A 25,009-nucleotide genomic window follows, 5' to 3' on the forward strand; every position below is an offset into this window, starting at 1 on the left:
GCGCGCGCGCATTGCGCGCGCGTTAACACTTCCCCCAGCTGACTGAGTTTTTTTTAAACGTCGGCACAGCACAGCTGTATCACTCAAGCATCTGCGCCGCTTTCCGCTTTCCGCTTTCCGCTTTCCGCCTTTGTGCTTTGTCTTTGTATTTCGCTCTGGCTTCCAGCTTCTCCGGGGCCCCATACCGCAGCGGCAGGCCATTCGGGGCAAACCCCGCAGGGGCGGCGCGCATGGATGCGCGACGTTTTTCAAAGGGACATGGACGTCCCTTTGAAAAATTCCCGGATGGCCTGCGGACCTGGAGCGCGTAGCGCGGAAGGCGCGAGGACGGGGTGTGCTTTCTTTTGGTTACTTTTCTTTGCACAAGCAAAGAAAAGTGACTCGCGCCCGTAGGGCGTGAAAGCCCCTGACTTCACCTTCGAGCTTCATAGCAAGTGCGAAGTGCAGCCGCAGCCGCAGCCGCAGGCACAAGCAACTGCAGAGCTTTCGGCCCCCTTCGGGGGTCGAGTTACTTTCTTTGCTTGTGCAAAGAAAGTAACCAAAGAAACACACCCCCGTCCTCGCGCCCCTCCGCGCCAAGGCGCTCCGGGTAAGCAAGCCAGGTAGAAATTTTTGTAAGGGACGTCCATGTCCCTTACAAAAACGTCGCGCATCCATGCGCGCCGCCCTGCGGGTTGTATCTACCCGGCTTGCCGCTGCGGTATGGGGGATGGGAAGCCAACGGCAAAAGGCGAAGGCGAAGGCGAAGCTCAAAACCATAGCCAAAACCAAGCCAAGCCAACCCAAACCAACGTCCACAGCGACAGCGACAGCGACAGCGACAGCGACAGCGACAGCGACAGCGACAGCGACAGCGACAGCGACAGCGACAGACAGTGCAACACGAGGTAAGTCAGATCGCCGCTCACCTACCAATCCCAAATTCCAAATCCCCACTCCCCACCCTTTGGCACCGCACTTGCATCAGCACTCCCCATGAGCCCTGAAATCGCCCTGACTGAATTACGTGGTGGCCTGGTCACCGTCCTGTGGATTGCCGGACCGATGTTGTTGGCGGTATTGATCGTCGGTGTGGTCATTGGCGTGGTGCAGGCCGCCACCCAATTGAATGAGCCCACCATCGGCTTCGTCGCCAAGGCGGTGGCGTTGACCGCGACCCTGTTTGCCACCGGCAGCATGCTGCTGGGGCATCTGGTGGAGTTCACCATTGCGCTGTTCCAGCGCATTCCGCATTTGATCGGCTAGCGGACCAGACCGGATGGATTCCGCTACCCAGATGGTGATCGACGGCCAACGCGCGTTTGCGATGGTCGGGGCGATCATGTGGACCATGCTGCGCACAGGAGCCTTGCTCACGGCCATGCCGTTGATCGGCACGCGTGCGGTGCCCGCGCGGGTGCGGGTGATGCTGGCCGGGACCTTGTCGATGGTGCTGGCGCCGATCCTGCCGCCGGTGCCGGAGTGGGATGGTTTTACGGCGCAGGCAGTGCTGAGCATTGCGCGTGAGCTGGCCGTGGGCGCCAGCATGGGCTTCATGTTGAAGCTGATCTTCGAGGCCGGTGCGCTGGCCGGCGAGTTGGTGTCGCAGTCCACCGGCCTGTCGTTTGCGCAGATGTCCGACCCGATGCGCGGGGTGACCTCCGGCGTGATCGCGCAGTGGTTCTACATCGGTTTCGGCTTGCTGTTCTTTGCGGCCAACGGGCACCTGGCGGTGACTTCGCTGTTGGTGGACAGCTACAAGGCGCTGCCGATCGGCACGGCCATTCCCGATGCCCGCGCGTTCGCGGAGGTGGCGCCCACCTTGTTCCTGCAGATCATGCGCGGCGGGCTGACCCTGGCCTTGCCGATGATGGTGGCGATGCTGGCGGTCAACCTGGCGTTCGGTGCGTTGGCCAAGGCGGCGCCGGCATTGAACCCGATGCAACTTGGCTTGCCGTTGACGGTCTTACTGGGGCTGTTCCTGCTGTCCAGCTTCGCAAGCGAGTTCGCGCCACCGGTGCAGCGCATGTTCGATACCGCTTTCGATTCCGCCAGAGAACTGACGGGCTAAGAGCGGCCAACAACACATAGCGAGCAGTCGTCAGGTGGGTGTGGACGGCGCGAAGGAACCGGAGTGGACGAACGGTGCATGCCGCACAGGGCACCGGCCGCGCCCGCCTGGTGGCTGCACAGTCATGTTGTGAGCTGTTCTAACCGTACGGCCGCTCAAGTTTTGCACCCGGGCGCCGTCAACGCTAAGGACGATTAGCCCGTTCAATCGCACGACCTCTTTCCACGGAAGCCGATGTCCAACGTGTCTGCGCTGTTCGTTCCACCTGGTTCGCACGGCAAGGCGTTGCGTCGTCTGGCAGCGCTGTGCCTGCTCGGGTGGCTGATCACCGGCAGCGCATGGGCGCAAACCTATAGCTTTCGCGATTACGCCCAGGCCGATGGCCTGCAGGGCATGACCGTCAACAGCTTGCTCGAGGACCGACAAGGGGTGGTCTGGGTCGGCACCGAACTGGCATTGCACCGCTTCGAGCGCCAACAATTCATCCCCGTCGGCCAGGAAAGCGGCCTGGACGCGCGCTATATCCGCGCATTGACGCTAGATGCGCGCGGGCGCCTGTGGGTAGCCAGCGCCAACGGCGTGTTCGTGCGCAACGGCACCACCTTCAGCCCGGTGTTGCAGAACGGCAACCCCATCCGCGCCGACAGCGGCAATGTGATCGCCCCCTACGCAGGTGGCGTGGTGGTGGTCAGCGAAAATCAGCTGTTGCACCTGACGCCGGTCCAACAAGGCGGCTGGAGCGTCCGTGCGCTGCCGTTGCGTCTGGACGACGGCACCACCCTGCCCGCCGGTAAAGCCTTGCTGGCCGATGGCACTGCGCTGTGGGCCAGTTGCGGACAACGGGTCTGCCGCATCGATGCCAACGGGCGCATCGCCCAGCTAGGCGATGCCGACGGTGTGCCGGAGCGGCAATGGCGCGCGGTGTTTCGCGACCATCGCGGCGAGCTGTGGCTGCGTGGCGGCGGCATGGTGATGTCGCGCGCGGCAGGCGAGCGGGCATTTCGCAACCATGCACCTCCAGCCGGCACCAGGTTCGACACCTTGTCTGGCGCAACCACCTTGTCGGAGGATGCGCAGGGCCGCCTGATTACCCGCTCCGACCGCGGCATGGTGCGCTGGGAAGGCGATCACTGGCGCTATTTCGGGCACGACCAGGGGCTGTCGATCAGCCCGATGGTGGGCCCGTTGATGATGCAAAGCACCGGGCAGCTATGGATCGGCACGCGCGGGCTGGGGGTGCAGCGCTGGCTGGGCTACGGCAACATCGAACATTGGGACGAAAGCCAGGGCCTGGCCGAATCGCCGACCTGGGCCATCCAGCGGCTGCCAAGTGGTGAGCTGCTGGTGGGCGGCGATGCCGGCTCCAATGTGCTGGATCCGCACACCGGGCGCATGCAGCCGTGGACACTCGCCAACGGCGAGCCCTTGCTGCAATCGATCTCCATCGCGCTGTCGCCGAAGGATGGCGCGGCCTGGGTGGCGCGCTCGTCAGGCGCTCTCGCCCGTCGCGACCCGCAGACGGGCAAGACCTTCGACATGCTGGAGCTTGGCCTGCCCACCAACAAGCTGTTGTTCGACGCGGGCGGTGTGCTGTGGGTCACCACGCCGCGCGGCCTGTACTCCATCCCGCCCGAGCTGCCGCTGCAGGCCAGACGCGAGGAAGCCGTGCCGGCAGCGTTCGTGGGCGATATCGAACTGGATGGTCGGGGCCGCCTCTGGGCCAGTACGCGCGAAGGGCTGTATCGCCAGGAAAAAAATGGCCGTTGGTTGCCGGTGGAGGTGCACGGCAACCTGCCCAGCCACGATTACTTCCTGCTGGATTTTTCCGCCGACGGCCAGCTCTGGCTGTCCTTGCGCGATACCGGGCTGTGGCACGGCGCGGTGCAGGACGATGCGGTGGTCACGCTGACCGCAGTGAGCGACACGCTGGTGTCGCGCGTGATGCCTTTCATCCTGCGTCACGACAGCAAGGGACGTTTATGGCTGGGCAGCAGCCAGGGCCTGGATCTGCTGGACCACGGACACTGGTCGCGCGCCACGCGCAGCGAGGGCCTGCTGTGGGACGACGTGTCTGCCAATGCGCTGTTCGAGGACGACGATGGCAGCGTCTGGCTCGGCAGCAGCCGCGGGCTGACCCATCTGATCGATCCGTTGCGCGTGTTCGCTTCGCCGCCGCTACGGGTGGAAGTGCTGCGCGCGCAGCGTGGCGGGCAGACCCTTGCGGCCGGTGCGCAGGTGCCCTGGTCGCAGGTTCCGCTGGACGTGGATCTGAGCACGCCCGGTGCCGAAGGCGGCCCGGACCGCATCAGCTTCCGCTACCGCGTGGAAGGCCATCAGGCCAGCTGGACCAGCACCTCGCTCAGCCACATCACCTATCCGCTGCTGCCGCCTGGCCGCTACGCACTGGAAGTGCAGGCCGTAGACGCGGGCCAGCGCAGTGCTAGCCCGATCACGCGGTTCGCCTTTGCGCTCAGTCCGCCCTGGTGGCGCGGTATTCCCGCCTTCATTGCGTATGTGCTGCTGGCGATCGCCGCGGTGATCGTGCTGTTGCGCTGGCGCACGGCCAAACTGCTGCGACGCAAGCGCGAGCTGGAGCAGTTGGTTGCCGAGCGCACTGCCGAGCTGGAACAGGACAAGCGCGACCTGGAATCGGCACGTGCCGAACTGGCCCTCAAGGCCACCCACGACGAACTCACCGGCCTGCTCAACCGCTCCGGCATCCTCGCCGCGTTGCGCGACATGCTGTTGCGGGCCGATGCGACGGCACGGCCGCTGGCGGTGGTGTTGATCGATCTGGATCACTTCAAACTGGTCAACGATCAGCACGGGCATCTTGCCGGCGATGCGGTGTTGGCCGGGGTCGGTCGTCGGATGGATGCGCTGGTACGCGGCGACGACCGTATCGGCCGCTACGGCGGCGAAGAATTGCTGGCGCTGCTACCGGGGCTGACGCACGAAGCCACGCATCGTCTGGACGCACTGCATCGCGGGCTCTGCGGCGATTACCCCATCGATGGCGGTTGGCTGCACGTCACCTGCTCGATCGGTGTGGCCTGGTTTATTCCCGGCGAAACCCTCGAGCAATTGCTGGCGCGCGCCGATGCCGCGCTGTACAGCGCCAAAGGCAGCGGCCGCAATCGCATCTATTACGATGCCGGCCACCTCGCTAGGCCTGCGGCAGCCGGCAGTATGGGCAATTGATTGCTGCGATCGGGCCCCCCTGATCGCGCGTCATCGCAGCTAGGTGCAGCGAGGTCGGATGCGGCAAAGCGCCCGCATCAATCGCATGCGCACCGCTGCGACGACATGCAACGGCCGCGGGTAATGGAGATATTGGTCGACGGACTGATTGGATCGAACATGCAGGTTGACCGTGATCTCGGCCGATCTACCGCATGCATGCGCATCGGTCGTGTTCGCTCGATGACGCCAAACATCGACGGCCGCGTCCTGCACAGTGGCAAGCATGCGTCATGCCATCATCAAACACATTGATAGCGCGCAAGCGCGGTGATTAGATGCACACATCCGTTCAGCGCAGCAGTCGCGCCTGCCTGGCAGCTGCGCAACGACACTGGCGTTGGTCCTAAAGTAAAGCGCGTGAACAGCCGTTAGTCGTTATATCGCGGCCTGCTATGGGGGGCTGCCAATGGCAAGCGTGAGACACCGCGCGAAGGGCGCGGACCGCACGCACCGATGCGTGGGAGATTGCAACGCTCGTGGGGTTCTTGCACCGCCAAGGGAGGTCGTCGGGCCGAGGCGCATCGTTTGCTGCGATGCTGCTGCTGGCGTTGCTGTCGTTTGCCGATCTGGCCGGCGCACAGAGCGCCAGCATCCGCCGCTATGCCCACGACCAGGGCCTGCTCGGTCTTGCCGGCACCTGCCTGTTGCAGACCCGCAGCACCTTGATGTGGGTGTGCACCGAGAGCGGCCTGTATCGCTACAACGGCCGCATCTTTCAGCAGGTGATGCTGGACGGCCTGCGCAACGAACCGATTACATCGATCAGCGAAGCGCCCGATGGGCGTCTGTGGGTTGCCGGCTTCCAGGCGTTGTTCGTCGGCGACGAGCACGGCTTTCGCAAACTCGCGCGCGACGAAGCCGAGCACCTGCAGGAAGGCCTGCTGCTTGCCAGTCCTGCATGGGGCACGGTGATCGCCAATGGCGGCGAACTGGAAGTGCTGCGCGCGCGCAGAAATGGCCGTTGGCATAGCGAATATCTGATGGATACCGCAACGCGCGTGCGGGTGCCCGAGCTGTCCAAGGTGCTGAGCCTGTCGGTGGAAGGCGACACGCTGTGGGTCGGCTGCGGACGCAAGCTGTGCGCCATCGATGCGCAGCGCAAGGTGCAGGTCTACGGGCCCGATGAGGGCGTGCCGGACGATCGCTGGTACAGCGTGTTGCGCGACCACGACGGTGGGTTGTGGGCGCGTGGCGCCGGCACCCTGCTCTACCGCGCGCCAGGTGCGAGCCGATTCGGTGTGCGGCCGTTGCCGTTGCTCGACGGCACCACGGTCGGGCAACAGGCGCCGTTGGTGATGGACCGCGAAGGGCGTGTACTGGTGCGCCGCAACGACGGTCTGGCGCGCTGGGAAAATGGCGCATGGCGCAGCTTCGGCACCGAGAACGGGCTGCCGCCCGGCAGCAGCGACGCGATCGTGGTGGACCGCGATGGCGACGTCTGGATGACCGTCGACGGCGAAGGCCTGGTGCGCTGGGCAGGCTACGAATGGATCGAAAACTGGGACGCGTCGCAAGGCATGCCGGCCGCACCTACCTGGTCCATCGCACGCGATGCGCAGAACGCGCTGCTGGTGGGTAACGAGCACGGCGTTGGGCGTCAGGCCCGACCCGGCGAGCGGTTTGTGCCGGCGCTGCCGCAGGCGGGCATCCAGATCGTCGGCATGGCGCGCAGCGCGGACGGCAGCCTGTGGACGCTCAATTCTGCAGGGTTCGTGCGCCGCAACTGGCCCGATGGCCGCAGCGATCAGATCGCCAAGCTTCCGCGTACCGGGCGACGCCTGCTGATCGATCGCCAGGGCCGAGTGTGGATTCTCACCCTCGGCGGCATGTTCGTGATCGAGCGCCCGCTGGACGGCGGCACCTTGCAGCCTGTCGCCGACATGCCGGCAATCGCCTACACCGATATCCAGCAGACCGCCGACGGCACCCTGTGGGTATCCAGTGCCAACGGGCTGTTCCGGCTGCAGGACGAGCGCTGGTCCAAGGTGCAGGTGAAGGTCAACGGCGGCGACTCCGATCCGTGGATCAGCAAGTTCCACATCAGCGACAGCGGCGAAGTGTGGCTGGCGTTTTATCGCCCCGGTCTCTGGCACGGCATGTTGCTTGCCGCTGGTCTGGACCTGCAGGCGATCAACGACGAAGCGCTGCGCGATGCGGGCGTCTACCTGATGCGCAGCGACAGCCTGGGCCGGGTGTGGGTGGGCCATGCACGCGGCGTGGAGGTCTATAACGGCGAGCGCTGGGCGCATCTGTCGCAGTCGCAGGGCCTGATCTGGGACGACGTGTCCGAAGCCGCATTCTTTGAAGACCCCGACGGCTCGGTATGGATCGGCACCGCGCGCGGCGTCAGCCACCTGGCGGATCCGGCGCGCCTGTTCGACGAGCGCCAGCCCAGCGTGCGCATCGACAGCGTCAGCCGCGGCGGTGTGCCGATACACGCCGGGCAACTGCTGGGCTGGAGCGACACGCCGCTGCACATCGAGCTGTCGACGATGGAGGTCTACGACGACCCCAGCCGGCTGACCGTGCGGTATCGCGTGCTCGGCCTGCACAACGAATGGATCGAGAGCGACGATCTGTCGATCGACCAACCACCGCTGCCGTCGGGGCATTTCCGCCTGCAGGTGCAGCTGCTGGATCGCTATCGGCGCACCACATCGCCGGTGGTGGATCTGGCATTTGCAGTCGCGCCGTTGTGGTGGCGCAGCCCGCCGGCGATTGCGCTGTACGTGCTGATCGGCGGCGGCTTGCTGATCGGCTTGTGGAGCTGGCGGCACCGCCATCTGGTCGCGCGCGAGCGCATGCTGGCCGAGCTGGTGGCCGAACGCACCTATCAGCTGGAACACGAAAAACGCGATCTGGAAAGCGCTCGCGCAGCGCTGGCATTGAAGGCCAGCCACGATGCGCTTACCGGTTTGCTCAACCGCTCCGGCATTCTCGATGCGATGACCGAAGAGCTGCAGGCCTGCGCGCATGCCGAGCACCCGTTGGCGGTGGTGCTGATTGACCTGGATCACTTCAAGCAGGTCAACGACGAGCACGGCCATCTGGCCGGCGACGCGGTGCTGGCCAAGGTGGGCGCACGTCTCACCGCCTGCCTGCGCGATTCGGACAAGGTGGGGCGCTACGGTGGCGAAGAACTGCTGTTGCTGCTGCCCGGCATGACCCGTCAGAGCCAGCACCGGCTGCGCGCCATCCACGAAGCGATCAGCCTGCCGCTGTACGACGTCGGTGCCGCGCGGCCACTGCAGGTGACCTGCTCGATCGGCGTGGCGTGGTTCCGCATCGGCGACACCGCCGCCACGCTGCTGGCGCGCGCGGACGAGGCCTTGTATCGGGCCAAGGGCCACGGCCGCAATCGCATCGAACCGGAAGAACCTGAAAGTTCGGTGGCCTGATCCACCGCGTTGCGGGCTTGCAGGCTCAAGAACACGCGCACCGGGTCGCTAGCTCCTTGAGCAAGCGCGTCTTTCGACGTCGGAACTGGATGGGTGGTCGCAACTTATAACCTTGGCATGGTGCTGTTGTCGCTGGTGGTGGCCGTGTTGGCCTCCTACACCGCGCTGCATCTGGCCGCCCGCATGACCGCCAGCCGTGGCGGCATCGCCGCCGCATGGCTGGTGGGCGGCGCCATCTCGATGGGGATCGGCATCTGGTCGATGCACTTCGTCGGCATGCTGGCCTTCCGGCTGCCGATTCGGCTGGGCTACGACGCGGCGCTGACCGCCTACTCGATGCTGGCGGCCATCCTGGCCTCGGCGCTGGCGCTGTGGCTGACCTCGCAACCGCAACTGCCCTGGCTGCGGCTGGGCCTGGGCGCGGTGCTGATGGGGCTGGGGATCGCGCTGATGCACTACGTCGGCATGGGCGCGCTGCGCATGTCGCCCGCCATCACCTATGACCCGGCGCTGTTCGCGCTGTCGGTGGCGATCGCCGTCGGTGCGTCTGCCGCCGCGCTGTGGATCGCGTTCCGGTTGCGTCACGATGGCCGCCGCTACAGCCTGCGCCTGATCGCCGCCTTGATCATGGGCGTGGCGATCGTCGGCATGCATTACACCGGCATGGCCGCCGCGCAATTCGCACCCGGAAGCATCTGCGGCGCGGCCGCCGGAACGCACCTGCCGTTGTCGTGGCTGACCGCGGTGGTGGTGGCGGTCACGTTGGGCCTGCTGATCCTGGCGCTGGTGGTGTCCGTGCTGTCGCGCCGCCATCAGCAGCACACCGACGTGCTGGCGCAATCGCTGGCGCAGGCCAACGCCGATCTGGCGCTGGCCGCCCTGCACGATCCGCTCACCCGCCTGCCCAACCGGGTGCTGCTGCACGAGCACGTGCTGCAGAACATCGAGCGCGCGCAACGCGATGGGCAGCGCTTTGCGGTGATGCTGATCAATCTGGACGGCTTCAAGGTGGTCAACGACGGTTACGGCCATCGGGTCGGCGATCAATTGCTGGTGGTGGTGGCCGAACGCCTGAGCGCGCACCGGCGCGCGCACGGCAGCCTGGCGCGGCTGGGCGCGGATGAGTTCGTGCTGGTGGCCGATATCGCCGACCCGGAAGACGCTGCGGCCATGGCCGGGCATCTGGTGCAGGCGTTGGCGGTGCCGTTTTTGGTCGGCGATCAAGAGCTGCGCCTGAGCAGCAGCATCGGGATTGCGCTATATCCGGAAGATGCCGGCAGCGAGCACCAGTTGATGACGCACGCCGATGCGGCGATGGGCCACGCCAAGCAGGCCGGGCGCAACCGCTACCGCTTCTTCGAGCGCGCCATGACCGACACCACCCGCGAGCGCCTGCAACTACTGCAGGATCTGCCGCGCGCGCTGGAATCGGGCCAGTTCGTGCTGCACTACCAGCCCAAATACTGCGCCGACGACGGTCGCCCGATCGGCGCCGAGGCGCTGATCCGCTGGCAGCATCCAGAACGCGGCCTGGTGCCGCCGGACAGCTTCATTCCGCTGGCCGAACGCAGCGGCATGATCGGCCCGCTCGGCAGCTGGGTGCTGCAGCAGGCGTGCCGGCAGATGCGCGCGTGGCGCGACGCCGGCCACGGCGACTGGCGGGTGGCGGTGAACCTGTCGGCCACTCAGCTGGCCTCGCCCAGCCTGCTCGATGAAGTGGCCACCACGCTGGCCGAGCATGCGATCGCCCCTGGTCAACTCACCCTGGAAATCACCGAAACCATGGCCATGCGCGATGCCGACGCCTGCCTGCGCACCCTCGGCCAGCTCAATGCACTGGGCGTGCGCATTGCCATCGACGATTTTGGCACCGGTTATTCCAACCTGCTCTATCTGCGCAAGCTGCCCGCGCACGAGCTCAAGATCGATCGCAGCTTCGTGCAGGCCATGGACAGCGGCGCCGAAGACATCGCTATTGTAGCCGCGGTCGTGGCGCTGGCGCACACCATGCGCTTGCAGGTGGTGGCCGAAGGCGTGGAAACCGCCGCACAGCGCAACACCCTGGAACGGCTGGGCTGCGATCAACTGCAGGGCTATTTGCTCGGCCGTCCGATGGAGGCCGACCGCTTCATCGCGCTGGTCGTCGCCCAGCGCGACGGCCCGCGCCGCCTGGCCAGCTGAGCAACAAACGACGTCGAACGACTCCCGGCCCAGCCTTCATGCTCAACGACTCCCAGCAGGCCGAGCACCGGCCTGGACGTGGAGCGGCTGACAGCGCGTAGCGAGCGTCTGCCGGGCAGTGAGCGCAGTGGCGTTGTCGGCCGCATCCTGCGGTCACAGGCCCAGGCCAAGCGCCGAGTAGGTCGAGTGCGCGGTGCCCTCACCGCTCGCGGGACACGCCGTGAGCCCGTCCCTGGGGGCTCGATGGCGGCATCCATGCCGCCAACGGTCCCGCAAGCGGCGAGGACACCGCGCCAGACGGCCGGCGGGTGACTTTGACGAATAGAAGGCACTGCGCCAGACCGTTGCTGGTTGCTTGGTGAAAGCTCTGCACAGCGACTAGCGTGACTGGTCCTTGCCCGCTCACCGTCGCGGGACCCTTGGCGGCATGGATGCCACCAAGGAGCGTACATGGACGTACTTGCAGGGTGTCCTGCGATAGTGGGCAGGCAAGAACACTGCAGCCAAGTAGCAGATCAGCCGGCCTGCACTAGAGTGACGTCACCCAGTTTTGTTAGCCGCGCTTTTGTAGACCGACGGGCTGCCCTCGCCCCTCACCGTCGCCACAACCCTCCAGCAGCTCAACGTGGGGCCAGTGCTTTTTTCGATTCTCCAATCCCGATTCCCGCTCCGAAACTGGAACGCCGCTTGCATGAGACCAGGCTGATCCCCCACCGGCACCTCCATGTCCGAGTCCGACGACGGCGGCGAGCGTACAGAGCTTCCCACCGAAAAACGCCTGCGCGAAGCGCGTGAGCAGGGCAACATCCCGCAATCGCGGGAGTTGTCCACCGCAGCGGTGTTCGGCGCCGGCGTGTTCGGCCTGATGGCGTTGGCCGGCGGCATCGGCGATGGCGCGGCGGTGTGGATGAAGACCGCGCTCAGCCCCGACCCGAGGATGCGCGAGAACCCGATGGCGCTGTTCGGCCACTTCGGCGACCTGCTGATGCAGCTGCTGTGGGTGATGCTGCCGTTGATCGGCGTCTGCCTGCTGGCCGGGGTGGCCGGCCCGCTGCTGATGAGCGGCCTGCATTTTTCCAGCAAGGCCATCATGCCCGACCTCACCAAGCTCAATCCGGCCAACGGGATCAAGCGCATGTGGGGCAGCAACAGCCTGGCCGAGCTGGTCAAGTCGATCCTGCGCCTGCTGTTCGTCGGCCTGGCGGCCTGGCTGTGCATCTCCAAGAACCTGCACGGCCTGCGCTCGCTGGTGAACCAGCCGCTGGAACAGGCCATCGGCAACGGCCTGCACTTCACCAAGAGCCTGCTGCTCTACACCGCCGGCGCGCTGGTGCTGCTGGCCGCCATCGACGCGCCGTACCAGAAGTGGAACTGGATGCGGAAGCTCAAGATGACGCGCGAAGAGATCAAGCGCGAGATGAAAGAAAGCGAGGGCAGCCCGGAAGTGAAGGGCCGCATCCGCCAGATGCAGATGCAGATGTCGCAGCGCCAGATGATGGAAGCGGTGCCCAAGGCCGACGTGGTGCTGATGAACCCGACCCACTACGCGGTGGCGCTCAAGTATGAAGGCGGCAAGATGCGCGCCCCGATCGTGGTGGCCAAGGGCGTGGACGAAATGGCCTTCCGTATCCGCGAAGCCTGCGAACAACACCGGGTGGCGATCGTCACCGCCCCGCCTTTGGCACGCGCCTTGTATAGGGAAGCTCAAATCGGCAAGGAAATTCCCGTGAGACTCTATTCGGTCGTGGCCCAGGTGCTCTCCTACGTCTACCAGTTGCGTGGCTGGAACGGCGGCCCGATGCCGGAATTGCCCTCGCTGGACGTGGATGAGTTCGGCAAGGGAGCCAGCGCATGAGCGCCCAACCCAGCCCGCTCAATGCTCGCCGCGTCATGGAGTTGCTGCGCAACGGCCTGGGCGCCCCGCTGGCGCTGATGGCCATGCTGGCCATGCTGATGGTGCCGCTGGCCGCACCGGTGCTGGATGCGCTGTTCACCTTCAACATCGCCATCTCGCTGATGGTGCTGCTGGCGGTGATCTACGTGCAGCGCCCGCTGGAATTCACCATTTTCCCGATCGTGCTGCTGATGACCACGATGCTCCGGCTGGCGCTGAATGTCGCCTCCAGCCGCGTGATCCTGATCAACGGCCAGGACGGCCACGCCGCGGCCGGCAAGGTCATCGAGGCCTTCGGCCAGTTCGTGATCGGCGGCAACTACGCCGTGGGTATCGTGGTGTTCGCGATCCTGACCATCATCAACTTCGTGGTCATCACCAAGGGTGCCGGGCGCGTGTCGGAAGTGACCGCCCGCTTCATCCTGGACGCCATGCCCGGCAAGCAGATGGCCATCGACGCCGACCTCAACGCCGGTTTGCTGACGCGCGAGGAAGCCAAGGCCCGCCGCGAAGAGGTCCGCGAAGAAGCCGACTTCTACGGCGCAATGGACGGTGCCAACAAGTTCATCCGCGGCGACGCCATCGCCGCCATCATGATTTTGTTCATCAACCTCATCGGCGGCATGGCGGTGGGCATGTTCCAGCACGGAATGAGCTTTGTGGATGCCGCGTCCACCTACACCCTGCTGTCGATCGGCGACGGTCTGGTGGCGCAGCTACCGGCCCTGCTGGTGTCGTCTTCGGTCGCCTTGCTGGTGACCCGCGCCTCGCGTGCGCAGGACATGCGCGGCGCCATGATCAGCCAGGTGTTCGGCCAGCACCGCGCACTGGCGGTGGCCGCCGCCATCCTGGGCCTGGTCGGCCTGGTGCCGGGCATGCCGAACGTCGCGTTTTTGACGCTGGGCCTGATCCTGGGCGTGATCGCCTGGAAAATGTACAAGCGCAGCCTGGTGGTCGCCCCGACCGGCGACCCAGCCAGCGACCCCAAGGCCGCCGCCGCGGCGACCGCCGCGCAGGCCAGCGCCGAACTGAGCTGGGACGAACTGCGCCCGATCGACCCGCTGGGCCTGGAAGTGGGCTACCGGCTGATCCCGCTGGTGGACAAGCACCAGGGCGGCGAACTGATGGCGCGCATCAAGGGCGTGCGCCGCAAGCTCACCCAGGACATCGGCTTCCTGGTGCCGCCGGTGCATATCCGCGACAACCTGGAACTGTCGGCCAACGCCTATCGCCTGCTGGTGCATGGCGTGCCGGTAGCCACCGCCGAGATCTACCCCGACCGCGAGCTGGCGCTGGACCCGGGCGGTGCGCTCGGCCAGCTGGACGGCATTCCCGGCAAGGACCCGGCATTCGGCCTGGATGCCACCTGGATCCAGGCCCATCAGCGCTCCTACGCCGAATCGATGGGCTACACCGTGGTCGACCCGGCCACCGTGGTGGCCACGCATCTGTCGCACCTGATCCGCGAACACGCCCCGGAGCTGCTCGGCCACGAAGAAGTGCAGCAGTTGCTGGCCACCCTGGCCAAGACCGCGCCCAAGATGGTGGAAGACCTCACCCCGAAGGCGCTGCCGCTGTCGGTGGTGGTGCGCGTGCTGCAGAACCTGCTGATCGAGCGGATCCCGGTGCGCCAGTTGCGCAAGATCGTCGAAGCGCTGGTCGAGCACGCCCCGCAGAGCCAGGACCCGGCCACCCTCACCGCCGCGGTACGCACCTCGCTGGGCCGCTTCATCGTGCAGGAAATCGCCGGCATGTCTGCCGAACTGCCGGTATTCACGCTGGCCCCGCAGCTGGAGCGCGTGTTGCAGGAATCCACCCACGGTAACGGTGTGGCGCTGGAGCCCGGCCTGGCCGAGCGCCTGCACCAGAGCCTGGCCGATTGCGTCGGCAAACAGGAAGCCCGCAACGAACCGGCCGTGGTCCTGGTCCCCGGCACGGTCCGCGCCGCCCTGGCCCGCCTGGTCCGCCACAGCGTCCCCAGCCTGTCGGTGCTGGCGTATAGCGAAGTGCCGGAAGACAAACGCCTGAAGTTGGTCGGCACGATCAGCTGAGCCGAACGCACATCGTCGTCGCCCCCCTTCCGTAGGAGCGCACCCGGGCGCGACAGCGTTACCGGGACAGCCCCATCGCGCCCAGGTGCGCTCCTACGACGTACTGTGTCATCCGACAACGTGGGTGAGCTTTGATCCAGACGGGTTAACCGCTGGGATACGAGATCCCAAGAAGACAGCACAGCTCGGACTGGACAACGTCGCCGACACCGCTTGTGTAGGAGCGCACCCGGGCGCGACGACTTCACCGGGACAGCCCATCGCGCCCAGGTGCGCTCCTACGAATGTCTCAGCGCTCCGGTAGAGCCCGACAGCCTCTATCGCGTTCTCCAGCAATCACAGCAGGCCGGCCACCAACCGCCAACGCCACGCGCCGGAAATCCGCCACTCGGCAAAACCCCCAATCGATTGCATGACACCGACTCCGGGAAGCATGACGCGCGCGACGGTGTCGCGGTGCGCGCAGGCGTTCAATGCACTCCCAGACACCCGATCTGCCCCGCCGTCCAGCCCATGGGCACAGTCGAACCGGTGACAACGCCGCCAAACATCCAAATCGGTACAAGTACTTAGCGCCGCGCACCCGGCTCAGCATCAGCGCCCAGCCGCCCTCGCCCGCACCCACACCCCCTCGCCAAAAACCCAGCACCGCCGTTTTGGCACGCCGCGTGCATTAGCTCTGGCGAGACCGCAGACAGCACCACCGCTGCGGGGCGGATGGCAGGACTTGGAACAACCGAACGGGACAGGCAACTCATGACGCTGGCAACACACCCACATTCATCGCGCACCCGTCCGGCGTCCGGCGGGTCCCGTTCCTGGAGGCACGTGGCATGAAGATCAAACGCTTTGTCGCCCCGGACATGCGCACCGCATTCCGCATGGTGCGTGAAGAGCACGGCCCAGATGCAGTGATCCTGTCCAACCGTCGTACCGCTGAAGGCATCGAGATCGTCGCCGCCAGCAACTACGACGAAGAACTCGTGCAGCGTGCGCTGGAAACCGCACGCTCCGATGCGCCGATCACCCACACCGCTCCGCTGCAGCAGGCGCCCGTGCAGCAGGCTCCGGTGCAGGCCGCTGCTCGCCCCGCCGCACCGGTGCACGCCCCGCTCAAGCCGGCCGCCGAGACCGGCATGAGCCACCGCCAGCGCGTTGCCAGCGCCGCCGAAGACATGATCGCCGCCATGGCGCTGCGTCAGCCGGTCAGCGTGCCGCGCCAAGCCCCGGTGGCCGCTCCGATCCGCAGCGTAGCGCCGATGCCGGCCGTGCAGGATGTCGCCGCCCCGGTTGCGCAGCGTCAGGAACACGCGCTGTCGGCCGTGCCGGAACAGCTGTTCGCCGACTTTTTGACTACCGCCCCGGTGCAGCGCCCCGCCGTGCAGGCCGCTCCGGTGCAGGCGCCGACCCCGGTCGTTGCCGCAGCCCTCGCCGCCCCGGCTTACGCCGCACATGGGCAGGACGACGATGCATTCGCCGACGAAGCCGACTTCGACCTGGACGACGCGCTGCCGCAGATCCTGCCGCCGGCCGCGTTGCCGCCGATCGTCGTCGCCCCCGCCGCACTGGCCGCGGTGCCGGTGGCCGCCGCGCCGCTCCCGCAGAACGATGAAGAACTCAAGCAGCTGCGTGGCGAACTGGCGCTGATGCGCCAGATGATCGAGCGCGAAATGAACCGCCTCACCGACGAGCGCCTGCGTGGCTCCCCGGTGCGGGCGCAGGCGCTGGAGCTGATGGACGACTACGGCTTCGATGCCGGCCTGACCCGCGATGTCGCCATGCAGATCCCGGCCGACACCGAATTGCACCGCGGCCGCGGGCTGATGTTGGGCCTGCTGTCCAAGCGTCTGCCGGTGGCTCCGATCGACCCGCTGGAACGCGGCGGCGTGATCGCCTTGGTCGGCCCGACCGGTGCCGGCAAGACCACCACCATCGCCAAGCTGGCGCAGCGCTTCGCCGCCCAGCACGCCCCGCGCGACGTGGCCCTGGTCACCACCGACACCTTGCGCGTCGGTGGCCGCGAGCAGCTGCACAGCTACGGCCGCCAGCTCGGCATCGCCGTGCACGAGGCCGATAGCGCCGAAAGCCTGCTCGCGCTGCTGGATCGCCTGCGCGACTACAAGCTGGTGCTGATCGACACCGCCGGCATGGGCCAGCGCGACCGCGCCCTGGCTGCCCAGCTCAACTGGCTGCGCGCCGCCCAGCAGGTCACCTCGCTGCTGGTGCTGCCCGCCAACTCCCATTTTGCCGACCTCGACGAGGTCGTGCGCCGCTTCGCCCACGCCAAACCCCAAGGCGTGGTGCTGACCAAACTCGACGAGACCGGCCGCTTCGGCAGCGCCTTGTCGGTAGTGGTCGACCACCAACTGCCCATCACCTGGGTGACTGACGGACAGCGGGTCCCCGACGACCTGCACCGCGCCAATGCCGCCAGTCTCGTTCTTCGTCTTGAAGATTTACGGCGCGCTGCCGATAAGCCCTGTACTCCGGAGCACAACCATGCAGTCGCGTGAATACGCAAAGCTGACCAACGCCTTCCCCCTGACGGCGACCCGTCCCGAGCCCTTGGGCCCGGTGCGCACGATTGCCGTGACTGGTGGCAAGGGCGGCGTGGGCAAAACCAACATCTCCGCCAACCTGGCCGTGGCGCTTGCCGACATGGGCAAACGCACGCTGCTGCTGGACGCCGACCTTGGCCTGGCCAACCTGGATGTGGTCTTGGGCCTGTCGCCCAAGTTCACCCTGGCCGACCTGATCGCCGGCCGCTGCACGCTCGATGAAGTGATCATCGAAGGCCCGGGCGGCGTGTTGGTGGTGCCGGCCGCCTCCGGTCGCCGCCACATGGCGGAACTGGCTCCGGCCCAGCACATCGGCCTGGTCAATGTGTTCTCCGAACTGGAACGCGACCTGGACGTGATGGTCATCGACACCGCCGCCGGCATCACCGACAGCGTGCTGACCTTCTGCCAGGCCGCCCAGGACACCGTGGTGGTGGTCTGCGACGAGCCGGCCTCGATCACCGACGCCTACGCGCTGATCAAGGTGCTCTCGCGCGAACGCGGCGTGGACCGCCTGCAGATCATCGCCAACATGGTGCGCGACCCCAACGAAGGCCGCCTGCTGTACGACAAGCTCTCGCGCGTGTGCGAAAAGTTCCTCGGCGATGTGTCGCTCAACTATCTCGGCCACGTGCCGCAGGACGACTGGTTGCGCCTGTCGGTGCAGCGTCAGCAACCCGTCATCAAGGCGTATCCCGCCAGCCCGTCGGCGCAGGCCATTGCCGAAATCGCACGCCGTACCTCGCGCTGGCAGGCTCCCACCGTGCCGCGCGGCAACGTCGAGTTCTTTGTCGAACGCATCATCCAACGGGGAGTGGCCGCATGAGCACTGCTACCGCAACGACGGCCAGCGCGCAGTACCGCGCCGTGCAGCGCAATAACGCCAACGACGTGGTGACCCAGCACGCCGATCTGGTCCGCCGCATCGCCCACCATCTGGCGGCGCGTCTGCCGGCCAGCGTGGAAGTGGACGACCTGATCCAGGCCGGCATGATCGGCCTGATCGAAGCCTCGCGCAGTTACGACTCCGACCAGGGCGCCTCGTTCGAAACCTACGCCTCGATCCGTATCCGCGGCTCGATGATCGACGAAATTCGCAGAGGCGACTGGGTGCCGCGTTCGGTGCACCGCCGTGCCCGCGACGCCGCCGCCGCCGTGCGCAAGATCGAGCAGAACACCGGCCGTGCCGCCGCCGCCACCGAAGTGGCCGCCGCGATGGAAATGCCGCTGCCCGATTACCTGCGCCTGATGGAAGACGCCGCACGCGGCCAGGTGCTGAGCCTGGAATCGCGCATCGAAGATCACGGCGAGCTGGACACCACCGCCAAGGGTGGCCCCAACCCGCAGCAGATGATGGAGCGTGGCGAATTCGGCCGCGAGCTGGGTAAGGCCATCGGCCAGTTGCCCGAGCGCGAGCAGCTGGTGCTGTCGCTGTACTACGAACAGGAATTGAACCTGAAGGAAATCGGCGCTGTGCTCGGTGTCAGCGAGTCGCGCGTCTGCCAGATCCATGGCCAGGCCGTGGTGCGTTTGCGCGGCCGCCTCAAAGTCTTCGAACTGGCCGATGCCGGTGTCGAAATTGACGACTAATTTTTTCGCGTATTTTTTCGTGTTAGGAGCTTGATGTGAATAAGAACATGCGGATCCTGATCGTGGACGACTTCTCGACGATGCGACGTATCGTCAAGAATCTGTTGGCAGATCTCGGCTTCACCAATACCGCAGAGGCCGAAGACGGCAACAGCGCGCTGGCTGCATTGCGCGCGGGCCCGTTCGATTTCGTGGTGACGGACTGGAACATGCCCGGCATGACCGGCATCGACCTGCTGCGCAACATCCGCGCCGACGCCAAGCTCAAGCACCTGCCGGTGATGATGGTGACCGCCGAAGCCAAGCGCGAGCAGATCATCGAAGCGGCGCAGTGCGGCGTCAACGGCTACATCATCAAGCCGTTCACCGCGCAGACGCTGGAAGAAAAGCTGGGCAAGGTGTTCGAACGTCTGGCGGCGACCGCCTGATGAACGCCACCGTGGAGACCAATGCCGAACGCGCTGCGTTGATCGAGCGTCTGCAAGGTGCACTTGATGCACTGGAAAGCGGTGACGAAGCTGCGTGGAAGCGCGAGGTCGATCACCTCGCCGCCCTGCGCACGCGTCCGATGATGCAGGGCCTGAGCCGGCTCGCGCGCGAACTTGGGCAAGCGCTGGGCGAGCTGCCCACCGTGCCCGAAGAAGCCGGCGAACTGGACGATGCCTGCTCGCGCCTGGACCACGTGGTGGAAATGACCGAAAAGGCCAGCCATCGCACCCTGGATCTGGTCGAAGAATGCCGCGAGCTGGCCAACAAGCTGCGCGACGGCGGTCTGAATCAGGACCAGGGCGCGCTGATGGACCAGATGCGCCACAACCTCACCGAGCTGTCGCTGGCGCAAAGCTACCAGGACCTCAGCGGGCAGATCATTCGCCGCGTGGCCGGGATCGTGCGCCGCGTGCATGAAGGCTTCGGCGCGCTGGGCCTGCCGCCCAAGAGCACCGAGCCGAAGAAAGACGACGGCGGTCTTGCCGGTCCTGCGGTCAAGGGCCTGGACCGTCACGCGGTGTCGCAAGACGACGCCGACGATTTGCTGTCCGGATTGGGGTTGTAACCATGAGTGCTGTTCCAGACGATATTGCTGCCGATTTCATCGTCGAGGCCCAGGAAATCCTGGATCGCCTCGGCGAACAGCTGGTGTCGCTGGAACAGGCGCCAGACGAAGCCGACCAGCTCAACGCGGTGTTCCGCGGCTTCCACACGCTCAAGGGCGGCGCCGGCTTTCTGGCGATCAAGCCCATGGTGGAGCTGTGCCACGCCGCCGAAGAAACCCTCGGCATGGCGCGCTCGGGCCAGGCGGTGCTGCAGGCGCATCACTTCGATGCCGCGCAGCAGTCGCTGGATTATCTGCAGGCCATGCTGGATGCGATGAGCTCGGGCGAACCCGTGCCGCATGCACCGCCGTCGCTGATCGCACAGTTCGATGCCAAGAGCGGACCGCCGGCGGTCAAGGCCGCACCCAAGGCGGCAGCTGCCGCACCTGCGCACGACGACGGCCATGCCGCGCCGGCGCCGGGCGCCAAGGCCGCACCGAAAGCTGGCGCCAAGGGCGGCGCCGAAGCCGAACAGACCGTGCGCGTGGATACCAAACGCCTTGACGCCATCGTCAATCTGATTGGCGAACTGGTGCTCTCGCGCAACCGGTTGAAGACACTGCGCACCCGTCTGCGCGACGAAGAACTCGACCGCGCGGTCAGCGTGCTGGATATCGCCACCGCCCGCCTGCAGACCGCGGTCATGCGCACCCGCATGCAGCCGGTGAGCAAGGTGTTCGCGCGCTTCCCCAAGGTGGCCCGCGACGTTGCGCGCACCCTGTCCAAGGAAGTGGAACTGGAACTGGTCGGCGCCGAAACCGAGCTCGATCGTAATCTGGTCGAAGCCCTGGCCGACCCGCTGGTGCACCTGGTGCGCAACGCGATCGACCACGGCATCGAATCGCCGGCATTGCGCGAAGCCACTGGCAAACCACGCAGCGGCCATGTGCGTCTGTCTGCGCAGCAGGAAGGCGACTACGTCAGCATCGAAATTCAGGACGACGGCGCCGGCATCGACCCGGAACGTCTGCGTGAAATCGCCCGCAACAAGGGCCTGATCGATGCCGAAGCAGCTGCGCGTCTGAGCACCGACGAGTGTCTGCATCTGATCTTCATGCCGGGCTTTTCGACCAAGGCCGAAGTCACCGATATCTCTGGCCGCGGCGTCGGCATGGACGTGGTGCAGTCGCGTATCCGCGAGTTGAGCGGGCAGATCCAGATCCAGTCCGAACTGGGCCGCGGCAGCCGCTTCATGATCCGCGTGCCGCTGACCCTGGCCATCCTGCCCACGCTACTGGTGCAGGCTGGCGAAGCGGTGTACGCGCTGCCGCTGGCACGTGTGGTCGAAGTGCTGCACGCACCGCAGACCTCGCTGGGCTGGTTCGACGGCCGCGCGGTGCTGGACCGCCGCTCGCACACCTTGCCGCTGATCGACCTGCGCCGCTGGCTGGGCGTGCCCGCCGATCAACCGCCGCTGCTGACCGTGGTGCTGCTGCAAGCCGGCGAAACCCGCTTCGGCCTGGTGGTGGATCAGGTCCGCGGCCGCGAGGAAGTGGTGATCAAACCCCTCCCCCGCGCCCTGCGCGGCCTGCCCGGCTACGCCGGCGCCACCCTCATCGGCGACGGCCGCATGGCGCTGATCCTGGATGTGGATGGATTGCGCTCCAGCGATCATTGAGGTTGGGGATTCGGGAATCGGGAATCGGGAATCGGGAATCGGGAATCGTCAAGACGATCCTGGTTGCCTGATCTAACGATAACGGCCGCGTACTGCGGCCGTTATCGTTTCACCACCAGCATCGCTGCCGATCTACGCTGCTACGCGCGCAGGCATGGGCGCGATGGTTTGGCGACGGTCAGGCTGCCGTGGAACTGAAACTGGAACCGTTATTTCGGAACCGTTACTTCACTAGCCCTCACACCATCCGGTGTTGAGGCGCAATCGACTGCTCTCGCTGTTGCTCCTGCTGCTGGGATTGCTGTTGGCGCTGCGTTTCGCCCAAGGCCTGTAATTGCGCCAAGGATTGCTCGACGGGCTGCGCAATCGCATCACTCGTCTTCATATGCGCCATCTTGTGAGCGGGATCGTTCAACGCACCTTCCACAACGAAGACGTTCTCGCCCTGCCGCACGGACTTGGTGTTCTCGCTCAGCACGACATGATCGATTCGCGACAGCCCGTTCTCTTTGGCTAAATACGCGCTGCTTGCTGCCAGCCGAGCGCTGTTGTCGTCGTACTCGCGGCCGAGGCCTTGTTCAAGGCGGCGAACGGCCTCTTCTGCTTGGTGATGCAGCGGATCTGTTGGCAGCACTCTCGCGAGCTGTGTTGCTTCCTGTCCTGGAGATACCTGCTCACCGGGCGGCTGCGCCTCGCCAATCACCTTCTGCCAAAGTTCCTGGTTAGGCTTCGGATTGTTGTGCTCCTTATTCAACTCACTTTTAGGCATAGGAGCAGGAATGCTCTTGATATCATCTACGTTTTCTACGGGTCTGATATCGCCCTCAAAGCCTTTATCAACTCCATCTTTTGTCTTCCGGTGCAGTCCAGCGTGATTGAGCGCATCCCATGTGAAGTCGATACAACTGTTTTTAGCACCGTGATATTCCATATTGAACCCGTGCTTAGCAGGGGCCGCGCCGAAGGCCTCCAGCTTTTCATACTGCGCCTTATCGATCTCCATCGTGCGTGAGTAATATGGTTTTTGGTAGGTATCGACGTCATTGAACGAAACTTTTCCTGGCCCGCTAGCCTCGCCATGCTTGATAGGCGAGAACCCATAACTTTTGACAGTCGTTCCGTCGTCAATCGAGTAGTACATATGGCCACCGAAGGATGTGCCTCCGGCCATCAACGGCGTACCTGCGGCAGCGACGTAGACAGTGACTGCATAGCGCTTTTCCTGATCATCCATGCTCATTCCTCTCACTTTCCTTTGTAGGTGTAAGCGACAAGAAGTTGCGCATTAGCCGCAACCAGCGCCTCGGCGTTCTGATCAAAGCGCAGTTTGAGCCGATAACGGCCTGGCTGGACAGCATTGCTATAGCCGAACGCCAACTCCCTGGACGCGGTCTGCTCAGTAGACAAACCGGCATCCTGCAGCGTCGTACCGTCCGCATCAAAAGCGAACAGACCAGGCGCCATACCATCAGCTGACAAGGGAATGGACGCCTGCTGACCTACTCCCACACGCTGACTACGCTGCAATTCCACGGAGACCGGACCGGATGGTTCAATACGCTCCAAGTGGAGCTCGGCCGAAACACCAGCGCTAATCAGCCTGTCAGCACTTTGGGAGACGGCAGTTGGATCGACACCGGTGATCCGCACACCGATGAAAACGGGCGGAGTCGCGTCGTCGGGCAGTGCGGGCACATCGAATTCCAGCTCTGTGGGCCCACGATCATGCGGGGTCAAGCTCCGTACCAACGGGACGACCGTTCTCATCTCCATCTGCTCCTTTGCGATAGGCACGTTTGCAGGCGGCGGTTGCAGGCTGCAGCCTGCGATCAGGCAGGTAATCAATGCCGTGAGTGCAAAGCGCATTGGATCGTTTGCAAGGGGCACGGCCTTTCTCCAATGGGTGTTGGTGCTGCAGGGGGAATTTTGACAGTTTTTCAATGCCATCGTGACATGCACGCCTCTCAACTACCCCCAATGCCCTATGCACGCATTGCTTTATGAGGCCTGACAACTCCAGGGCTGAGTGACATGTCCGCTACCTCAACTTATCGGATATAGACCCATTCGACGCATTTGTGCGCCACCCGCTCATGCGGTGCATCTGCCTCACCTCGTGGAAACACCTCCACGCGCATGCCTGGGCGGCTGAAGAAATCACTCATCCATCGCCCGTCTTCCACCATGTTGCGTTGACGTACAAAACCGATGTTTTCCAGCTTCTTGGTAAACGTATCGAAATCGATCCCGCAGATCTCCGTCATTGACGGGGAAGCACCCGCTTGCGCTGGAATAAAAGTGAACTCGAACCAACGCCCCGCAGTAGGCGTCTGGTCCATGCCAAAGCTGTAACCCCACTTACTGGTAAGCGGGGCACTGGCGCCATAACGCTTGGGATCGGCTGCCGCACGCGTCACCGGAACCCCCATTTTTGACTGCAGGTAGTCAGGTGTCAGATCGTCCAGTCCGTGAATTGCTTGAATCAATGCAAGCATGCGGGTGAGCGCATCCTCTGCCGTTCGTATCGGCCCACTGGGTTCACTGCCAGCGGGAGTGACTTTGGATTCGGCTGAGGAACGCATGGCAGATGTCTCCATGACGGTTGCCGGGGCTGGGGTGGCCGCCGTGTGGGCGCATGCGCCCAGAGCGAGGGTGGCGAGCAAGGCGTAGAGGGGGCGCGCGATCATGAAGCGTCCGTAGTGCGCTGATGTCGCTGCGACGCTAGTAGCATGCGGCACTGAGGTCAATCGCAGGTCTCTGTCACCCGCACCATCATCGCCGCACGCTGCGCACCTTGGCCGGCACCTCCACCGGCGGCAACGTCTCCATCAACAACTGCCCGTCACTTGCAGTGATGCGCAGCTTGGTGCCGATGGCAAAGCCCAGTTGTTCCAGCCATAGGCCGCTGAGTCGGACGCGGGGCACGTGCTGGTCGCCGGCATGGTCGTGGGCGCCGGGGTAATGGGTATAGCTGACGGCACATTGGCGTGCATTGACGCACATAGCGAGGGGCGTCCAGGCTTCATTCTGTTTTGTTGAACCTCAACGCGTCATCGATGGACCGGCCTGGGTAACGGCTTGTTGCGATTGCTCCAGCGCCTGCTGCTGTTCGCGCGCCTGGGCCTGAGTCTGGTTGATTGCCTGCAGGCGATCGAAGACTGGGCCTCTGGTGTCTGCACGGCATCCAAGGTTGGCATATGGGCACGCTGGTGTACATACAGCCAAGCAAGTGGACGCCGGCACTAAGGAACCTCTGAACAAAGCACGGCAGATGCGCGACACTACCCGCCTCGTGTTGAGGAATCATCCATGCAACTGACGTTCGGCGACGC

The 25,009-nt window shown here is 65.1% G+C and carries 17 protein-coding genes, 1 other RNA gene and 3 pseudogenes; 13 read left to right on the forward strand and 8 right to left on the reverse strand.

Going from position 1 to position 25,009, the window contains the following annotated elements:
• Nucleotides 1-749 precede the first annotated feature (749 nt).
• Nucleotides 750-908 (reverse strand): hypothetical protein, encoded by a 159-nt coding sequence (locus XdyCFBP7245_RS24205; protein WP_170068688.1) that lies wholly within the window; start codon nucleotides 906-908, stop codon nucleotides 750-752.
• A 67-nt stretch (nucleotides 909-975) separates the two neighbouring features.
• Here XdyCFBP7245_RS24205 and XdyCFBP7245_RS16950 point away from each other — a divergent pair, with 67 nt between their 5' ends.
• Both XdyCFBP7245_RS16950 and fliR read left to right on the forward strand, forming a co-directional pair.
• Nucleotides 976-1,245 carry a flagellar biosynthetic protein FliQ gene (locus XdyCFBP7245_RS16950; protein WP_005996207.1) on the forward strand — a complete coding sequence of 90 codons (270 nt, stop codon included), beginning with the start codon at nucleotides 976-978 and terminating at the stop codon, nucleotides 1,243-1,245.
• 13 nt (nucleotides 1,246-1,258) lie between these two features.
• Entirely contained in the window at nucleotides 1,259-2,050 is a 792-nt protein-coding gene (gene fliR, locus XdyCFBP7245_RS16955) for a flagellar biosynthetic protein FliR (protein WP_104616697.1), read from the forward strand.
• Nucleotides 2,051-2,054: 4 nt separating this feature from the next.
• On the opposite strand, the gene XdyCFBP7245_RS16960 is transcribed toward fliR, so the two are convergent.
• Nucleotides 2,055-2,130: non-coding RNA, sX9 sRNA (locus XdyCFBP7245_RS16960), on the reverse strand.
• 154 nt (nucleotides 2,131-2,284) lie between these two features.
• On the opposite strand from XdyCFBP7245_RS16960, the gene XdyCFBP7245_RS16965 reads away from it, so the two are divergent.
• The 3 genes from XdyCFBP7245_RS16965 (at nucleotide 2,285) to XdyCFBP7245_RS16980 (ending at nucleotide 10,872) form a co-directional block, all read left to right on the forward strand.
• On the forward strand, nucleotides 2,285-5,251 hold the full coding sequence (locus tag XdyCFBP7245_RS16965; protein WP_244907836.1) for a ligand-binding sensor domain-containing diguanylate cyclase: 2,967 nt from the start codon (nucleotides 2,285-2,287) through the stop codon (nucleotides 5,249-5,251).
• 518 nt (nucleotides 5,252-5,769) lie between these two features.
• Nucleotides 5,770-8,691, forward strand: coding sequence for a ligand-binding sensor domain-containing diguanylate cyclase (locus tag XdyCFBP7245_RS16975; RefSeq protein WP_104616698.1), 2,922 nt, complete (start codon nucleotides 5,770-5,772; stop codon nucleotides 8,689-8,691).
• 93 nt (nucleotides 8,692-8,784) lie between these two features.
• Nucleotides 8,785-10,872, forward strand: coding sequence for a putative bifunctional diguanylate cyclase/phosphodiesterase (locus tag XdyCFBP7245_RS16980; RefSeq protein WP_104616699.1), 2,088 nt, complete (start codon nucleotides 8,785-8,787; stop codon nucleotides 10,870-10,872).
• Nucleotides 10,873-11,071: 199 nt separating this feature from the next.
• Here the strand turns inward: XdyCFBP7245_RS16980 and XdyCFBP7245_RS24540 are convergent.
• Nucleotides 11,072-11,305: pseudogene (locus XdyCFBP7245_RS24540) on the reverse strand (hypothetical protein).
• A 291-nt stretch (nucleotides 11,306-11,596) separates the two neighbouring features.
• Here XdyCFBP7245_RS24540 and flhB point away from each other — a divergent pair.
• The 8 genes from flhB (at nucleotide 11,597) to XdyCFBP7245_RS17020 (ending at nucleotide 21,677) form a co-directional block, all read left to right on the forward strand.
• Entirely contained in the window at nucleotides 11,597-12,727 is a 1,131-nt protein-coding gene (flhB, locus tag XdyCFBP7245_RS16985; RefSeq protein WP_104616700.1) for a flagellar biosynthesis protein FlhB, read from the forward strand.
• A complete protein-coding gene (gene flhA / locus XdyCFBP7245_RS16990; protein WP_104616701.1) occupies nucleotides 12,724-14,817 on the forward strand; it encodes a flagellar biosynthesis protein FlhA in 2,094 nt (697 codons plus the stop codon). Before flhB ends, flhA begins: the two co-directional genes overlap by 4 nt.
• Before the next feature lie 833 nt (nucleotides 14,818-15,650).
• Nucleotides 15,651-17,330 carry a flagellar biosynthesis GTPase FlhF gene (flhF, locus tag XdyCFBP7245_RS16995; protein ID WP_104616702.1) on the forward strand — a complete coding sequence of 560 codons (1,680 nt, stop codon included), beginning with the start codon at nucleotides 15,651-15,653 and terminating at the stop codon, nucleotides 17,328-17,330.
• Nucleotides 17,317-18,201: a MinD/ParA family protein gene (locus XdyCFBP7245_RS17000; protein ID WP_055854547.1), complete on the forward strand. Its 885-nt coding sequence runs from the start codon at nucleotides 17,317-17,319 to the stop codon at nucleotides 18,199-18,201. The genes flhF and XdyCFBP7245_RS17000 overlap by 14 nt, the downstream gene beginning before the upstream one ends.
• The gene (locus XdyCFBP7245_RS17005; RefSeq protein ID WP_005996242.1) at nucleotides 18,198-18,965 is read left to right on the forward strand and encodes an RNA polymerase sigma factor FliA; all 768 of its coding nucleotides are present in this window, start codon (nucleotides 18,198-18,200) and stop codon (nucleotides 18,963-18,965) included. Before XdyCFBP7245_RS17000 ends, XdyCFBP7245_RS17005 begins: the two co-directional genes overlap by 4 nt.
• Before the next feature lie 35 nt (nucleotides 18,966-19,000).
• Nucleotides 19,001-19,393 (forward strand): chemotaxis response regulator CheY, encoded by a 393-nt coding sequence (gene cheY / locus XdyCFBP7245_RS17010; protein WP_014507662.1) that lies wholly within the window; start codon nucleotides 19,001-19,003, stop codon nucleotides 19,391-19,393.
• Nucleotides 19,393-20,019, forward strand: coding sequence for a protein phosphatase CheZ (locus XdyCFBP7245_RS17015; protein ID WP_055854552.1), 627 nt, complete (start codon nucleotides 19,393-19,395; stop codon nucleotides 20,017-20,019). Before cheY ends, XdyCFBP7245_RS17015 begins: the two co-directional genes overlap by 1 nt.
• 2 nt (nucleotides 20,020-20,021) lie before the next feature.
• Nucleotides 20,022-21,677 carry a chemotaxis protein CheA gene (locus XdyCFBP7245_RS17020; protein WP_104616703.1) on the forward strand — a complete coding sequence of 552 codons (1,656 nt, stop codon included), beginning with the start codon at nucleotides 20,022-20,024 and terminating at the stop codon, nucleotides 21,675-21,677.
• A gap of 238 nt (nucleotides 21,678-21,915) precedes the next feature.
• Here the strand turns inward: XdyCFBP7245_RS17020 and XdyCFBP7245_RS17025 are convergent, their stop codons facing one another.
• The 5 genes and pseudogenes from XdyCFBP7245_RS17025 to XdyCFBP7245_RS24935 form a co-directional block, all read right to left on the reverse strand.
• The gene (locus tag XdyCFBP7245_RS17025) at nucleotides 21,916-22,818 is read right to left on the reverse strand and encodes an XVIPCD domain-containing protein (protein ID WP_170068690.1); all 903 of its coding nucleotides are present in this window, start codon (nucleotides 22,816-22,818) and stop codon (nucleotides 21,916-21,918) included.
• A 104-nt stretch (nucleotides 22,819-22,922) separates the two neighbouring features.
• Complete coding sequence (locus tag XdyCFBP7245_RS17030) at nucleotides 22,923-23,624, reverse strand: hypothetical protein (RefSeq protein WP_244907837.1); 702 nt, start codon at nucleotides 23,622-23,624, stop codon at nucleotides 22,923-22,925.
• A gap of 101 nt (nucleotides 23,625-23,725) precedes the next feature.
• Nucleotides 23,726-24,364, reverse strand: coding sequence for a hypothetical protein (locus tag XdyCFBP7245_RS17035; protein WP_104616706.1), 639 nt, complete (start codon nucleotides 24,362-24,364; stop codon nucleotides 23,726-23,728).
• A gap of 85 nt (nucleotides 24,365-24,449) precedes the next feature.
• Nucleotides 24,450-24,665 (reverse strand): annotated as a pseudogene (locus XdyCFBP7245_RS17040) (SymE family type I addiction module toxin); the annotation flags it as partial.
• A gap of 54 nt (nucleotides 24,666-24,719) precedes the next feature.
• Nucleotides 24,720-24,889 (reverse strand): annotated as a pseudogene (locus tag XdyCFBP7245_RS24935) (XVIPCD domain-containing protein); the annotation flags it as partial.
• Nucleotides 24,890-25,009: the final 120 nt, after the last annotated feature.

Origin of the sequence: Xanthomonas dyei (assembly GCF_002939865.1) — a bacterium.
Classification (GTDB): domain Bacteria; phylum Pseudomonadota; class Gammaproteobacteria; order Xanthomonadales; family Xanthomonadaceae; genus Xanthomonas; species Xanthomonas dyei.